Annotated in this window: 15 protein-coding genes; all 15 read right to left on the bottom strand. The window is 65.2% G+C overall.

Going from position 1 to position 13393, the window contains the following annotated elements; genetic code table 11:
* Window positions 1–12: 12 nt before the first annotated feature.
* Genes H351_RS28795 through H351_RS28730 form a run of 15 tightly spaced genes read right to left on the bottom strand, consistent with a single transcriptional unit; the run spans window position 13 to window position 13392 of the window.
* Window positions 13–1671, bottom strand: a complete 1659-nt coding sequence (locus tag H351_RS28795; RefSeq protein WP_029257105.1) for a peptidoglycan DD-metalloendopeptidase family protein — start codon at window positions 1669–1671, stop codon at window positions 13–15.
* A 19-nt stretch (window positions 1672–1690) separates the two neighbouring features.
* On the bottom strand, window positions 1691–1987 hold the full coding sequence (locus H351_RS28790; protein WP_019749778.1) for a transposase: 297 nt from the start codon (window positions 1985–1987) through the stop codon (window positions 1691–1693).
* The gene (locus H351_RS28785) at window positions 1984–3672 is read right to left on the bottom strand and encodes a hypothetical protein (RefSeq protein ID WP_029257106.1); all 1689 of its coding nucleotides are present in this window, start codon (window positions 3670–3672) and stop codon (window positions 1984–1986) included. Before H351_RS28785 ends, H351_RS28790 begins: the two co-directional genes overlap by 4 nt.
* 11 nt (window positions 3673–3683) lie before the next feature.
* Window positions 3684–5171 (bottom strand): SCO6880 family protein, encoded by a 1488-nt coding sequence (locus H351_RS28780; RefSeq protein WP_029257107.1) that lies wholly within the window; start codon window positions 5169–5171, stop codon window positions 3684–3686.
* Entirely contained in the window at window positions 5168–6754 is a 1587-nt protein-coding gene (locus H351_RS28775; protein ID WP_144440137.1) for a TrbL/VirB6 family protein, read from the bottom strand. Before H351_RS28775 ends, H351_RS28780 begins: the two co-directional genes overlap by 4 nt.
* Window positions 6739–7593: a DUF8175 domain-containg protein gene (locus H351_RS28770; RefSeq protein WP_029257109.1), complete on the bottom strand. Its 855-nt coding sequence runs from the start codon at window positions 7591–7593 to the stop codon at window positions 6739–6741. The genes H351_RS28775 and H351_RS28770 overlap by 16 nt, the downstream gene beginning before the upstream one ends.
* Complete coding sequence (locus H351_RS28765) at window positions 7590–8231, bottom strand: DUF8175 domain-containg protein (RefSeq protein WP_029257110.1); 642 nt, start codon at window positions 8229–8231, stop codon at window positions 7590–7592. Before H351_RS28765 ends, H351_RS28770 begins: the two co-directional genes overlap by 4 nt.
* A 30-nt stretch (window positions 8232–8261) precedes the next feature.
* Window positions 8262–8540, bottom strand: a complete 279-nt coding sequence (locus H351_RS28760) for a hypothetical protein (RefSeq protein WP_051636627.1) — start codon at window positions 8538–8540, stop codon at window positions 8262–8264.
* Window positions 8534–8743: a hypothetical protein gene (locus H351_RS31635; protein ID WP_081051206.1), complete on the bottom strand. Its 210-nt coding sequence runs from the start codon at window positions 8741–8743 to the stop codon at window positions 8534–8536. The genes H351_RS28760 and H351_RS31635 overlap by 7 nt, the downstream gene beginning before the upstream one ends.
* Complete coding sequence (locus H351_RS28755) at window positions 8740–8970, bottom strand: hypothetical protein (protein WP_029257112.1); 231 nt, start codon at window positions 8968–8970, stop codon at window positions 8740–8742. The genes H351_RS31635 and H351_RS28755 overlap by 4 nt, the downstream gene beginning before the upstream one ends.
* A complete protein-coding gene (locus H351_RS28750; protein ID WP_019749787.1) occupies window positions 8967–9251 on the bottom strand; it encodes a hypothetical protein in 285 nt (94 codons plus the stop codon). Before H351_RS28750 ends, H351_RS28755 begins: the two co-directional genes overlap by 4 nt.
* A gap of 15 nt (window positions 9252–9266) precedes the next feature.
* Window positions 9267–9896 (bottom strand): DUF6668 family protein, encoded by a 630-nt coding sequence (locus H351_RS28745; RefSeq protein WP_029257113.1) that lies wholly within the window; start codon window positions 9894–9896, stop codon window positions 9267–9269.
* The gene (locus H351_RS28740) at window positions 9896–10804 is read right to left on the bottom strand and encodes a hypothetical protein (protein WP_051636628.1); all 909 of its coding nucleotides are present in this window, start codon (window positions 10802–10804) and stop codon (window positions 9896–9898) included. The genes H351_RS28745 and H351_RS28740 overlap by 1 nt, the downstream gene beginning before the upstream one ends.
* Window positions 10801–11703, bottom strand: coding sequence for a DUF8176 domain-containing protein (locus H351_RS28735; RefSeq protein ID WP_051636629.1), 903 nt, complete (start codon window positions 11701–11703; stop codon window positions 10801–10803). Before H351_RS28735 ends, H351_RS28740 begins: the two co-directional genes overlap by 4 nt.
* Before the next feature lie 60 nt (window positions 11704–11763).
* Entirely contained in the window at window positions 11764–13392 is a 1629-nt protein-coding gene (locus H351_RS28730) for a cutinase family protein (protein ID WP_029257116.1), read from the bottom strand.
* Window position 13393: the final 1 nt, after the last annotated feature.

Genomic DNA, 13393 nt, shown 5'->3' with positions numbered 1-13393 from the left:
CGTGTTCTCCCTTTATCCGAAACGCTTGACGTACATGTCTTCGCCGGCCCAACCCGAGAGCGGCATGATGGAGACGGTTTGCCCGGACTGCGGGGCGTTGAGCAGCATGTCCTGGCCGTTTTCGTTGCCGTAGTAGATCCCCACGTGGTGGGTGTCCCCACCGGCGCCGAAGTAGATCAGGTCGCCGGGTTGCTTCTGATCGAACGGAATGTCCTGTCCCCGAGCGTCGTACAGCTGCCCTGGGTTGCCGTGGCTTCCGGTGAAGTGCGGAAGCAGGATCTGTCCGCCGGAGGCCTGGAACACCGCGTACAGCGTCAGACCGGAGCAGTCGAAGCCGACTTTGTTCGGATCGCCGTTCGCATCTCCGGCGCCGCCGCCGTCGCTGATGCCCTTGGTCGGTCCGTTCTGATCGCCGCCGCCCCACGCGTACGTCGTACCGATCCACCGGGACGCGGCCGCGATGACATTCGCACCGAACGGTCCACCCGGCTTGAACTGCGGGCCGCCGGAGTTCGAGACTCCCGGAGTGCAGACACCGACACCGCCGTCGACGACCGCGGTCGCAACACCGACCTTGGCGATATCGGCCAACTCTTGCGGAGTGAGGTCCTTCCCGGCGCCCTTGAACTGGGCGGCGAGCTGACGGGCGAGCGGCTCGTCATCGGCATACGCCTCCGGGTGCGCCGAGCCCTGCACCGTCTGAGCAGCCACGGTGACCGGCATGGACTGCCAGCCCGATACTTTGAGCAGGGCGTCGTAGAACTTCACGTTCGCGGTCACCGGGTTCATCAGCTCTTCCGCGGTCCCCCAGATGGTGACCTGCTGCTGGTACTGGTTGACCGAGAGGTGATCGGAGCCGACACCGTCGTGCGGGTATTGCAGCGATTCCGGGACGTTGGAGCTGGCAAGCATCCGGTACGTGCTCTCCTGGCTCATCGTGGCCAGAGCGACGACGATTCCCTGATCCGGAACACCGATCGACTCCCCGACCGCCACCGCTTGCTTCGCGAGAGCGAGCTGACTGGAATTGAGCCCGCCGGTGCCCGGCTCAGCCGGGTTGCTCGGTGCAGGTTCCTGTCCTGGCGCGGGAGCCGGGGCGGCGGCACCGGGTTCGGCGGCCTTGTCGACCCAGGGCGCCGGATCGACTGCGGTTCCGGCACCGTCGGGCAACCGGCCACCGTCCCACACCTCGAAATGCAGATGCGCGCCGGTGGACTCACCGGCGTTGCCGATCTTGCCGATTTCCTGACCAGCGGAAACCTGGTCACCGACCTTGACCAGAACCCCATCGTCGAACATGTGCCCGTAGACAGTCGAGTAGACCTTCCCGTCGATCTGGTGATCGAGAATGATCCAGTTGCCGAAACCGGCGGCGGGGCCGGCAGCGACAACGCGGCCGTCGGTGAACGCGTAGATCGGGGTTCCCACGGGACCGGCGCGGTCAATGCCCTGATGTTGGGTTCCCCAGCGCGCACCGAATCCCGAAGTATCGGTGGTCTCGCTGCTCTTGGTCGGCTTGACCAGTGAGCCGGCGGGAGCCACCGATCCGACCCGGCCTCCGCCGGGTACGCAATCGGGATTCTCCGTGGCCGGACCGATGATGACCACGACGATCATCACCAAACCCAGCAGCGCGGCGCCGCAGAATGCGCCGATCTTTTTCACGTCCATGATTTCAGGTGACCTGCCCCTACTGCCTGCGGCCGTGGAGGTGATCGGAGAGTTCGTTGATCAGCTCCGTGGCGGCCGCGAGCTGGACCCGGTGCTCTTGTTCGAGACGAGCGGTGTCGACGCGCCGGGTCGCGGCCATCTCCGGATCTGCGTTGACCCAGTTCCGCAGGGTGTTCGGGTGCACTTCCAACGCTTCGGCGATCAGCACGATCGCTTTCCACCGCGAGGACACTTCGGTGCTCAGTTCGGCGACCTTCTTGACCGCGGCTGCCCGCAATTGCGGGGTGAGCGACTTGTACTTGCGTTCGGCGATCATGCCGCGCCCTCTCCTTCGAATCCGTCCTCGTCGTCGCTCACGGCGTCCGAGGTGAGGTCGCCGTACCGGGAATTGGTGTCGTGAATGCCGGATGCGATTTCCGACGGGGTGAAGATCAGCTGCACGGGGATTCCGGGAGTGCGGGTCTCACCGACCTTGATCAGGAACTTGCCCTGACCGGGCGGCGGCTCTTTCGGCTCACCTTCTTTGCGCCGCTCACCGGTGCGAGCAGGCGGTGAGGACCAACCGGTGACCATGTCGGCTTCGGTGCCGGTGAACTTCACGATCCGCTCGAGGCGGTCGATTTCCGCTTCCGGAACAGCGCCGATGACTTTCACGCGGGCACGTTCGATGAACGTCTTCGCTTTGTTCGCCGCCGACACCGAGCCCATGGCCTCGAGGTCGGTGATCGTGTGCGTGATCATCCACAACGCGGTCGCAATCGTGCGGTTCAATCGGGTCAGCGAGTTGACGCGATCGACCATGAACTCACCCAGCCCGAGCACCTGCCAGAGCTCGTCCATGACAGCTTGAAAGCGGCGCTGCGGTCCGAGGCCGGCATCGGCGAGAGCGTGGGCGGCATCGATGGCGGCGAAGCCGTCGGACCAGCACACCAACATGACCGCGGCCTTGAGACGGGTGTGGCCTTCGGGGATGTGCGAGACGTCGATGCAGATCGCCGGGGCGTCGAGGTCGATTTCGGTGGTGGTGTGGCCGTTGAAGATTTCACCGAACGAGCCCTTGACCAGACCTCGCAGAGAACGTTGCAGATCGCGGGTCGCTTCGCGGTACTCGTGCTCACCGACGGCGGCCGCGTTCTCCATCAACTCCGGATGGCCTTCTTTGACGAGCTTGTACATGTCCTCGATCAACGGCGGGTTCTCCGCGTCGAAACCCTTTTCGTTGTAGAGGATCTCGATGCAGGACGAGATGATCGTTTCCTCGTAGTCGCGCACCGCACTGCCACGGGAAAGTTCGATCAGTCCGGACATGGTCTGCAACTGGCGTGCCCGTAGTTCGGTGAGCATCTTGCGGGCCAGCTCCGGGAACACCGCCAGCCGAGGCAGGATCGAGCCGAGGACACCACCAGCAAGAGGATTGACCCGGCCGTACCCGTATCCGAGGTCGATGACCTGCCCGTCGACGGCCTCGATCAGATTGCGGTAGTCCGGCTTCACGTCGGCGAGAACGAGGGTGGTCACCTTCTGCGCGACACCGCCGAGCACCATCCGGCGCACGAACGAGGACTTGCCGTACCCGTTGAGTCCGAGAACGAACCCGACCGGGGCGGTGATCAGGCCTTCGACGAACCAGGACAACAGGTCGAACAGGACCGGGGCGCCGGTGAGCAGATGACGCCCGACCGGTGTCCCGATCAGCGGCGCACCAGCCCCGACGGCCCACGGCCACATGCCGGCCGCCTGCGCCGAGGAGGCACGGTATTCGACCTGACGGCCGACCGAGGCCATCCGGCCACCGCCCGCACCGCGATAGCCGCGATCGGAGAGCTTGAGGGCAGGCAGGAGGAACCCTTCTTGTTCTTCGCTTGCCTTCTGCGCCTCCAGGTTCCGCCGGCGTTTGTCGTCCATCTTGAGGTGATGACGAGCCAGGACACCGGCCAAGGTGGGGCCGTGCGAGCGTGCCAGCACTTGCCGGCGCTGTTCTTCGGTGAGGAGCTTGACCATGACCGAGCCCCCTATCCGGCCATCGCCGACGGCATGGAGGCGTGCTCGGGCAAGATGACGCCGATGCCGAGGGAGCCGTAGAACCCGGCCGCCTGGTAGCGGAATGCGCGGCGCACCTTCAACCGCGCCTGCACGGACAGGTCCTTGATGATCGCGTCGATCGCCGGAATGTCCCCGTCGAGCGGTTCGGTGATGGTGATCAAAATGCCGAACCGCACCAGTCCGTGACCACGCGCCTGTTCCTCACGGGCACGGGCGGTCGCTTCCACCTTCAACGTCGCGGTGACCGAGCCGATGCCCTTGCCGCCCTGTTCGGCGATCAGAGCGTTCTTGTAGTCGTTGTCGACGATCTTGACTGCATCCGCGGCCGTGTGCGGGCGGTAGACGATCGCGACCCGCTTACGTGGAATGTCGGGGTTCGGGGCGAGGATGCGGCGCAACACGCCTTCGTCGACCGCGCCGGTCGGCGCCATCTCCATTTCCCAGGTCACCGAGCGGGCACCGTCGTGGATGTACTGGTCGAAGCGTTCTTCATGCGAGATCGGGCCGGCGTCGGACCAGTCCAACCCGTGTCCTTCCACCGTCGCGTCGGCGCGTTCGATGTCTTCCTGTGAGGCCGGATCGGTGGAGCGGCGAACGAAGGAAATGACGTCCGAGGCTGCCATCGGGCGGACACCGACTCCGGCGGAGCGCATCGCGGCGCACAAGCCGGGAAGCCTGCGACCGATTTCGACGGCCTGCTCCGAAGGGTCCTTCTTACGGGCGTCAGTGGTCGCACGGAACGTGACCGCCAAGCGCGGCAGAAGTTGAGCCTGCTCGGTGGCGAACAGTTCAGCCGCCTCGTAATTCGAGTCCTGCGCCAACTGCGGTGCATCCGGTTCGGTCTGGCGAATGACCTCCGCCAGCAACCGGTTTCCGGTCTCGGGCACGCAGTCGATCACCGGGACGACCGAGACCACGTCCGAGGTCTGACCCATCGAGGCGAGGACAACGCCCCACTCCCCCACCCATTCGTTGATCATCGACTGATCGACCGCTTCATCGCCCTGCGGCCACGCCTTGAGGACCACCGTGTACAGGTCAAGTTTGGGCATGTGGATCATCCCGAACCGGTACCCGGCGGCGTCCTCACCCTCATAGAGTTTCGTGTCCGCGACCACGCCGGGCAGAAGAGCCTTCCCGCCGGGCATTTCGGAGAAAAGTCCACCGCGGTAAATGTTTTCTCGCCGACGGCGCGTCCGGAGCCATTGCATTCTCAATACCGTCATTTCGTATCCACTCCGTCCGTCCCTGCCCCACACCAGCGGGGCAGCAACGACGACGGAAACCGCCAACACCGTCAGGCCAACCTTGAAACCACCGGCCAACATCGCGACCATGACCGCGATCACCAGCACGAAGCAGACGATCGTCGTGCCCCACGTCAGACCGAACAATCCGGAATTACGTGGCTTGGTCCAGCCCGTGTAGAGCAAACCGTTCTCGTTTGTGGTGCTCATCGCCGAATCGTGTTCCTTCCCAGATCGGTCTGACTACTCGAATACCGGTCCCCGGCAAGGTCACCCGCACCGCGATCGGAAGACTTCGCACCAGAGCCGACTGCGCCGATCGCCTTACTCGCCTTCGATCCGGCGCCGGAACCCTTGCCACCACTGCCCGCACTGCGAGATCCGCTGGCACCTTGGGACGTGCGACCCGACGCCGGAGAGGTCCGCGTGTTCGGCGGCTGACCGAACGCTCCTCCGCGGCCGCCGCCGCGCGAACCGCCACCGCCGCCGCCGCCTCCTCCGCCGCCGCCTGGACGACCGCCGCCTGCGAACGAACCGCCACCGCCGCCGCCAGGACCGCCGCTGAACGCGCCCGCAGACTTGCTGCCAGCGCCGGCCGACTTACCGGCCGCCATCGACTTGCCGCCGGTAAATGCCGCAGCACCAGCCATCAACGCCATGCCCGTCGCCGCCGCGCCCGAGCCGCCGGACCCCACCGCCGCGACCGCCGGAGCGATCAACCGCTGCAACGCCGGCAGAACCGCAGCCGCGAGCGCGAGCAAGATGATGCCGATCAAGGACTGCTGGAACTGATCCGCCGACGGCGTCTCGCCTTCAGTGATCCGCGCCGAGTCCTGCGCGGAAAGGAACGCCATCGCATACACCAGCGCGCCGATGGGCTTGAACAGCAGAAACGCCAGAATCCAGGACACCAACTTCTGGTACGACTGCGATCCCGTACTCGTTCCGGACGCAGCGGCCGCAACCGGCACAGCCGCGACAGCCACGATCAACAAGCCCTGACGGACCACGAGCAACGCAGCCTGAGCCAGCGCGCCCAAGATCCCCACCAGGCCGATCACGAACAGCAGCCCCGGAGAAGCACCGGTGAAGGCGCTGACCGCGAGCATCGAGTTCACCATCCCGATCGGGTCCTTGTTCGAGGTGTCGTCGACGATCCACTCCGCGAACCGGTCACCGGCAAGAGTGGCCAACGCGATGATCGAGGCGAACATCGTCGTCGCGAACACCGTGCGCGCCAACGCCTTGTACGTCTCCTCCGCTTCGTTGAGCAGCGCGTGACGTTTCGCCGCCGCCAACTTGATGGCCATGAAAATCACCGACGCGGTCAGCAGTGCCAACTGAATCCAGCCGGTGTACTCCGTGATCGCCTGGAGCGGAGTCGAATTCGCCAGGTCCGGATTCGGCAGCTTGATCCACCACGTCATCGCCATCGTCAGCACCTGAGCCATAGCCTCGAGGAACGACTTCACGATGTCGCCGAACTGCGAATCCCACATCTCGTTGACTTTGTCGCCGGCGAAGGACGTCACCGCAGTGACCGGATTACCGCCCGCCTCGCAGGACGCCCCTGCCAGACCTCCGACGATGTCGCCTAGAAGGCCTCCGGGAAGGATGGTGTTTCCGGCGCCCTCTGCAATGCCTCCGACTACCTTGCACAGACCGCTCGACTCGTCTTCCTCCGTCTGCGAATCGCCGGGAGGCTGAGGCGCGTCTTGCGCCGAGGCGACAGAAACGCCACCGAACATCACCAGCAGTGCGAGGACGAGTGCGAGAACTACTTTCCTGGCCATCGCGTCCACCCCGCTAACGTCGGAGTCGAGCCCAACTTGTCCGAGTTCGGCTGATTGGTGAGCTTGAGCTTCCAATCACCGTCTTGCCACACCACTTCGAGGGGAGCTGTGGTCCAGCCATTGCCGGAGACGTTGTTTCCCGCGTACTCGATTACCGCGTAATCCGGGGACCAGTACTTGAGCCGGTAAGCCTCCTGCCTGATCAACGGCGCACCCACGGGGCCGGTTCGACCGTCGGCAACGGACTGCTTCGCGGCTGCGAGGTTGGTGATCCGCTCTGCTTCCAGCTCCGAGGAGTCGGCAACCGAACCCCGTTCGAGGACAGCAGCGCCGCCGGCGTAGCTGGACTGTGCGCGGTTGATCAGCTGAATCCCTGCCAATGCAGCACCTTGCGGTGTCTGCGCGAAACCGGTGGCCAGCGCCCCGTCGACCTTCGACGGGCCATCCGAGGTGGAGAACGGCATCGGGAAGTTCTGCACCTTCTGCCACATCACCCCAGCAGGCGGAAGTGCTGCGTAATCAGCTGCGCCCCGGTCCGGTTGGCCGGAACGATCCTGATCGAGAGCGACACCGTTCGGGTTCGGCGGTACCTCGACCCGGAAGCCGAGTTCGTCGATGTACGGCAATCCCCAGTCCGAACGGTCTTGCTGAGGAGAGATCGTCGTTCCCGGTTGAGGCTGCGCGGTCGGTTCGTCGGTCTTACTGCGATTGATCACCACGGCGATCACACCGCCCACTACAACGACGACCACGATGATCAGCGCAAGGTAGAACGTCCATTTGCGACCGATGAAGGACTCGTCCTCGCTGCTCTGCGGCTGCTGCTTCGTGGCCCTCATCGGTTGGCCGCCAATGCAATCGCCGACGACGGAAGCCCGTCGACCGAACTCACCCGGCCGCTGGTCTCGTCGTCGCCTGGGAGCAGTAGCTTCCAGTCCTCGCCCGACCACACCACCTTCACCTGTGATGCTGCGAATGACTGATCGGGGAACGCGGAGTACACCGTCACCGCTGCGTTGTCGGCGTTGTAGTCGCTGACCTCGTAGCCCACGATCTTCGGTGCTTCTGTTGGAGCCGGCGGGGCAGTGAACGAGAGCAGCTGTCGGCTGATCGCGAAGTCGTCACGAGCAGGACCAGGCGCAACACCTGCGGCCACGACGCCGGGCCACTGGTGATCCGGAGCGACCGAAAGTCGCACCGTCTGCTGAATCGCAGCGAGCGCCGCGCCCTGCGGATCGTGGGTGAAGCCGCTGACGGGGCCGGAACCGGAGTTGGTTTTCGGTCCCTGATCTGCGACAGGCAACGCGATCGTTTGGTAGTCCTGCCACCGGACGTTGCTCGGCGGTGCCGACACGTCCGGAGCGGCGGTCGTCGCCACGTCAGCGGGAGTATCGGAGTCGTCGGACCCGCATCCTGCCCCGACCGCCACGACAGCGGCAGCCAGGACGGCGAACCCTATGCGTTGGGTGAGTTTCATTGGAAGGAAATGCCTTTCGTCAGATGAGGGTCAGAACGACAACAGGGCGGCAGCGATACCGGACGCACCGGATGCCATGACCGAAACGATCAGAATCACGACAATCGTTTGGGCGGAATCTGTTTCGTGCGGGGACTGCGAGCGGGTGTATGCCAGCCGTCCCGCCGCCCAGATCATCGAGATGGTGAAGATCGCGAACGCGAACCACAACAGGTAGCGCAGCAGGGTCATGATCGGGTCGGTGACTTCCGGCGGTGGCGTCTTGAATGCCAGAGTCGTCTGTGCGGCCGCCAGCGTGAGGTTCACCATGGGGAAACCCCGCTAGCTGCGGAGACTCCCGCGGTGACGCTCAGGACACCAACGCCGGCCAGTGCAGACCACTGCGCCCGATCCGAGCGAGAGCACGGGGTGTACCCCCGAAACCTCTCCCATCCCGTGACCGCAGCCCCGCCGACCGTCGCAACAGTCGCGACGGCCATCACCGACCACAACGCCCACTGCGCCGCGATCATCGGAGCGGACCCACGAACAGGAACGTCAGCAAGGCGACGATTGCGACGGCCACTCCGACCAACTCCAAGACGAAGCCCTTGTCGAGGACACAAAGCCCTGCCGTCGGGCGGCCGTTCGCGTAGTCGTCGAGCACCTGCTCTTGCCGCTGGTTGCACAGACGATCGCCGTACAGCGCGAGCGCACCGCCGGCGAGCGCAACCACAAGCATGAGCACAGCGGCCGTCACGACAACACGACCGTGTTCATGATCGTTCCTGCGCTGGTGGCGATCACACCGCCGATGAGTGCGCCGACCACGATCTTCGGAGATTCGAGCTGGCCGCCGGAGTACTTCTCCCAGCCGAACTTTCCGCCGGCGTAGACGAGTGCGCACACCCCGGCGAGGACGACGCCCCACAGCAGCCACCGACCGAGACGGAGGAATCCTTCGGACTTCGGAGGCGCTTCGGGAGTGAGGTCGATCTGAGCGAGAATGTCGATGCCGGTCTGGAGCGTGTGAATGACCATGTGGTGGGCAACCTTTCAACTTTGTTGGGTTTTGATGCGGGCGATGATGGATTCGCGTAAGGCCTTGCCGAGTTCGGCGATGTCCGCCGGAACGTCGTCGGGGCCACGTTTGCGTTCCGGTTCCGGATCGAACGGTGACCACACCTGCAACGAGGTCGGATCACGTACCAGCGGATACTGTTCGATCCACCCGACCCGCCACTGCGCTGCCGTGAGCGAGGTGACGAGGTCGAGAGTCTGTTGGATCGGTTTGGGCACCTTGCGCCCTGGCCGATCGGCGACGGTGATCAAACCGACGACCTGGCTGGGTCCGCCCTGGCCCGCCGCGTGCTGGCGCAGCAGCTCGTGAGCGCGTACCAGACCGGACACCGTCTCGCGGGCGACGACGGCAACGAACGGACTCTGCCCACCGTGCCCGCCGGGCCACCGGCGACCACATTCAGCAGCCGGCGCGAGAACCTGCGCCAGAGTCGAGGCGCCGGCCCCGCCGTGAGCGCCGAGCAGCCACACCATCGGCTTCGGCGCACCAGGCGGCAGCGGGATCGGTCCGTCCCAGATCGGGGCCACCGCATCGGGAAGCCTCACCGACGCATCGGTGAGGTCGACCCGGTGTCCCGTTTCGGCGGACAAGCGTTGCGCACCCATCAGCGATCACTCCGGCTGTCCGCTGCCCGAACACTCACACTGCGGATCTGTTCGTACGCGGCAGCGGTGTCGGGTGCGAGGTCGGTCGCCGAAATCGTCAACCCCGACGCAAGGTGCTGGTCGTATGGGATTTCCTCGACGGCGAAGATCTTGCCGGTCAGATGGTCGCGGAGCTGCGAGACATCGGCAGCCGCAGGGCCTGCGGTCTGGTGCGAGATGACCACGATCGTGCGATCGAGTGCCTTCTCTCCGGCGGTCAGCCGGATCGTCTCGAGGACGGCCCGCATCCGGTTGAATGCGTCGGCGCGGCACGGGACCGCGACAACGATCGTCGACCACGGTTCTCCCCGCAGCGCCTGAGCACTCTCGCGGCCGAACGCTCGGTGCCCCAGGTCGTAGACCGTGGTGTCGACCTGAGCGCGGACGTAGCGATCGACCTGACGGAAGTCGGGTTCGATGGTTTCGAGCCAGTGGCGGCCGAGGACGTGGGCGCCGGCCGAGGTCGCAGAGGTGGACGCGCTGAACGACTCGTCAGCGTGCAGCGTCTCGGAGGACCCGAACATCGTCTCGATCGAGGTTTCCGACACGGTCGAATCCGCTCCACGCTCGACCAAGTCACCGCCGCCGACCGTGGCATCGACGACGGCGCTCGTCGCACCGACCGTCGACCACGCGTTCGCGAGACCGATCGCAGTGGTGGTGCTCCCCGCTCCCCCACATGCACCGACGACCAACGTCATCGGCGGGATGGGATCGAGAACCTGGGCAGTCGCCGTGGACGTTTTCGCAGCAGAACTCTTCGGCTCGGGAGCGACGAGCGGAAACACCTGAGCTACCGGCGCTTCCACGACCTCCGGTTCCTCACCGAGCCAGCCGAGCCAATCCTGAGTGTTGTCGTTGTCGGTCACGATGCTTTTCCAATCGAGGTGATGAGCGTGCGGCCACCGACATCGGCGACCTTGACGATCTGACGGCCACTGACGCGGGAGCCGTCCAGATAGCGCTGCTCGAGGGTGACGGCGAAGGTGTTCGGTTCTGTTGGGCGGATCTCGACGCAGTGCTCGGTACCAGCGGGAATCGTGTCGATACCGGCTTGCAGTTCTTCGGCGGTTGCCGACTTCACCTGCGCATCCGAGACAAGCAGTGCGCGGGCTTTGGCCCCGCTGCGTTCGACGTAATAGGCGTGATCGAACGCGAGAATGGCATCCGGACCCGAACCGGTTCCGCCGGGGCCTGACCCGCGAACGACTCCGGCCTCCGGTGACGGTGAGCACCACGATTGCGGAACCGACGAGGTCGGTGTCTGCGAGGTGGCGGCTGTGCTGGTTGTTGCGGGAGCGATCTCCGCGACGTTCATCGGTGCGTCGTCGTCACCGCCGCCGAGCGCAGAAGCAGCGATCGCACCCCCGCCGATCACGAGGACCGCGACCGCTGCGGCCGCGCCGATGACCGCCGCGCGGCCACGAAGGCGCTGCGAAGGTGAAGCCGAAGCAGCAGCCAGGGGCAGCGGATCAGCCGCTGCCTGGTCCTGCGTGTACTGCATCGCCTCCCGCAGCCATGCCGCGCCGCTGTCGTCGACAGAGATGTCGTTCGAGTCAGCAGCGGCAACAGACAGCGCGGGAACCGAATCGGCTTTCGGAGCGGTCGGATATGTGTCGTCGTCGGACGCAAGGTCCACGACCGGAAGCGGCTCTACCGGCGCAGAGGTCTGCGCTCTCCCGTCCGCCACAGGCGTGAACGGTGGGAACCACTGGTCGAGAACGGGATTGGAAGACTTGGGATCGTCATTGTTGTTATTTGTCACCATCGAGTCCTTTCTCCGGAGGTTCTGGTGCGGGGCACGAACACCCCGCACCAGAACGCCCGATCAGTTCGCCGCAGCAGTCGGTGTAGCGACCGCGGTGGTCGAGGTGATCGAGGTGGAGGTGCTGGTCGGACGGGGACTCGTCGTCGTTGTCGCCGAAGAAGAGGACGGGCGAGTCGCGACCGCCGTGGACGTGGCCTTCGTAGTGGAAGAAGGTGATCCACCTGCACGATCTGCCAGGTCCTTCGCCAACGCGACGAACCAATCGGTGACGAACGCCGTCGCCGATGTCCCGGTCGCCGTGGCCGGCACCGAGCCGTAACCGCCGTGGGCGGCCACCGTGGACGAATACTTCGTCAGCGTCGCAAGGTTGAGCAGATCCTTGTTGTCGCTGACGTTGTCCTTGACGGCCGCGAACGCCTGCGTCGTCAACCGAGACGTGGTGGCCGGCGGAATCAGCTTCGTTGCCGCTCCGACCAATTTCGTGCCCAGAAGAGCAACCGCGCCAGCAGGATTGGCCAGCCCGACCGTCGCCAACTCCGCGATGTTCGCCGGGGTCAGAACTTCCTTCGCGACAGTCTTGACCGCGTTGAACCCGATCGTGCCGACCTTCATGATCGCCTTGATCGCATCATCTGTGGACGGCAACGGAGTCCGAGGATCGGAGGCCACCGCAAGACGCTCGGACAGCGACTTCTTCGGCGCGATCGACAGATTCGCCAACGTCGTACCCTTGATGTCCTCGTTGACCACGGTCACCGCAGTCTTGATCGACGTCATCGCCAGCGCGTCACCGACCGAGGCCAACGACCGAATCGGATCACCCGAGGACAGTTCCGACTGACCGGCAATGTTGGTCACCACCCGCAGGATCGGAGAATCCGGCGGCGCATCGCACGCGAGGTCACCGGACTGGCAGAAGCTCGCCACCCGTCCGGTCAGCGAGCCGTAGTTCTCCGCCACGTCCGCGACCGGGCCGATACCGCCACCAGCAGGAGGGACCTGATCGAGAGCGGAAACCTTGGACACCTCAGCGCCGTCCGTTCCCGGAGCAGGCTTCGGGGACGTCTGACCGGGCGAGCCCGGAAACAGCGGTGCACCGGCGGGGCGGGTCGGGTCACCGAACGTCGCGACACCGACAACCTTGTCCGCAGCGATCACGCCCGAGCCCTTGCCGAGCTCTTCGGCGAACAGTGAAACCACATGTGCGCCTTGGCTGTAACCGGCGAGGGTGAACTTCGTGTCCGGGCACGCAGCCGCGACCTCCGAAGCCATGTCCCGCAGATTCTGCAAGCCGCCCTCGACGGACTGTGAATACGGCACGTTGCCTCCGGGGACAGCGCCGCCGAACCCGGCCTCGTACGGCACGTACGCGCGGCCGGCCAATTCCTTGTCGCCGTCGACCGCCTTCGCGATCATCGGCATGAACACCTGCGACAACATGCCGGTGTCCGTCGTCGGCGCTGCATCCGGAGCAGACTGCCCAGTTCCCTGCACTCCGAGGCTGAACAGTGCGGGGCACTCCCCCTTCACCAGATCGGTACCGGAGGCGGGAGCTGCATTCGCCAGCGGAGCAAACGAAAGGACCACGGCGGTAGCGCTGACCAGCGACAGGCCCACTACCGCCGACCTGGCACCGAGACCAGCAGTAGAGCTGATCCCGGTGCCAGTCGAACGAGAACGAGTGAACATC

The organism is Rhodococcus erythropolis R138, assembly GCF_000696675.2.
GTDB classification, from domain to species: Bacteria; Actinomycetota; Actinomycetes; order Mycobacteriales; family Mycobacteriaceae; genus Rhodococcus_F; species Rhodococcus_F erythropolis.
The sequence above is the reverse complement of the archived record's forward strand: the minus strand, read 5'-3'. Positions and strand labels throughout refer to the sequence as shown.

What these genes read in the sequence shown, in the direction of transcription:
- H351_RS28795 (WP_029257105.1), bottom strand. Translation starts at nt 1,671, where the DNA reads ATGGACGTGAAAAAGATCGGCGCATTCTGCGGCGCCGCGCTGCTGGGT.
- H351_RS28790 (WP_019749778.1), bottom strand. Translation starts at nt 1,987, where the DNA reads ATGATCGCCGAACGCAAGTACAAGTCGCTCACCCCGCAATTGCGGGCA.
- H351_RS28785 (WP_029257106.1), bottom strand. Translation starts at nt 3,672, where the DNA reads ATGGTCAAGCTCCTCACCGAAGAACAGCGCCGGCAAGTGCTGGCACGC.
- H351_RS28780 (WP_029257107.1), bottom strand. Translation starts at nt 5,171, where the DNA reads ATGAGCACCACAAACGAGAACGGTTTGCTCTACACGGGCTGGACCAAG.
- H351_RS28775 (WP_144440137.1), bottom strand. Translation starts at nt 6,754, where the DNA reads ATGGCCAGGAAAGTAGTTCTCGCACTCGTCCTCGCACTGCTGGTGATG.
- H351_RS28770 (WP_029257109.1), bottom strand. Translation starts at nt 7,593, where the DNA reads ATGAGGGCCACGAAGCAGCAGCCGCAGAGCAGCGAGGACGAGTCCTTC.
- H351_RS28765 (WP_029257110.1), bottom strand. Translation starts at nt 8,231, where the DNA reads ATGAAACTCACCCAACGCATAGGGTTCGCCGTCCTGGCTGCCGCTGTC.
- H351_RS28760 (WP_051636627.1), bottom strand. Translation starts at nt 8,540, where the DNA reads ATGGTGAACCTCACGCTGGCGGCCGCACAGACGACTCTGGCATTCAAG.
- H351_RS31635 (WP_081051206.1), bottom strand. Translation starts at nt 8,743, where the DNA reads ATGATCGCGGCGCAGTGGGCGTTGTGGTCGGTGATGGCCGTCGCGACT.
- H351_RS28750 (WP_019749787.1), bottom strand. Translation starts at nt 9,251, where the DNA reads ATGGTCATTCACACGCTCCAGACCGGCATCGACATTCTCGCTCAGATC.
- H351_RS28745 (WP_029257113.1), bottom strand. Translation starts at nt 9,896, where the DNA reads ATGGGTGCGCAACGCTTGTCCGCCGAAACGGGACACCGGGTCGACCTC.
- H351_RS28735 (WP_051636629.1), bottom strand. Translation starts at nt 11,703, where the DNA reads ATGGTGACAAATAACAACAATGACGATCCCAAGTCTTCCAATCCCGTT.
- H351_RS28730 (WP_029257116.1), bottom strand. Translation starts at nt 13,392, where the DNA reads ATGTTCACTCGTTCTCGTTCGACTGGCACCGGGATCAGCTCTACTGCT.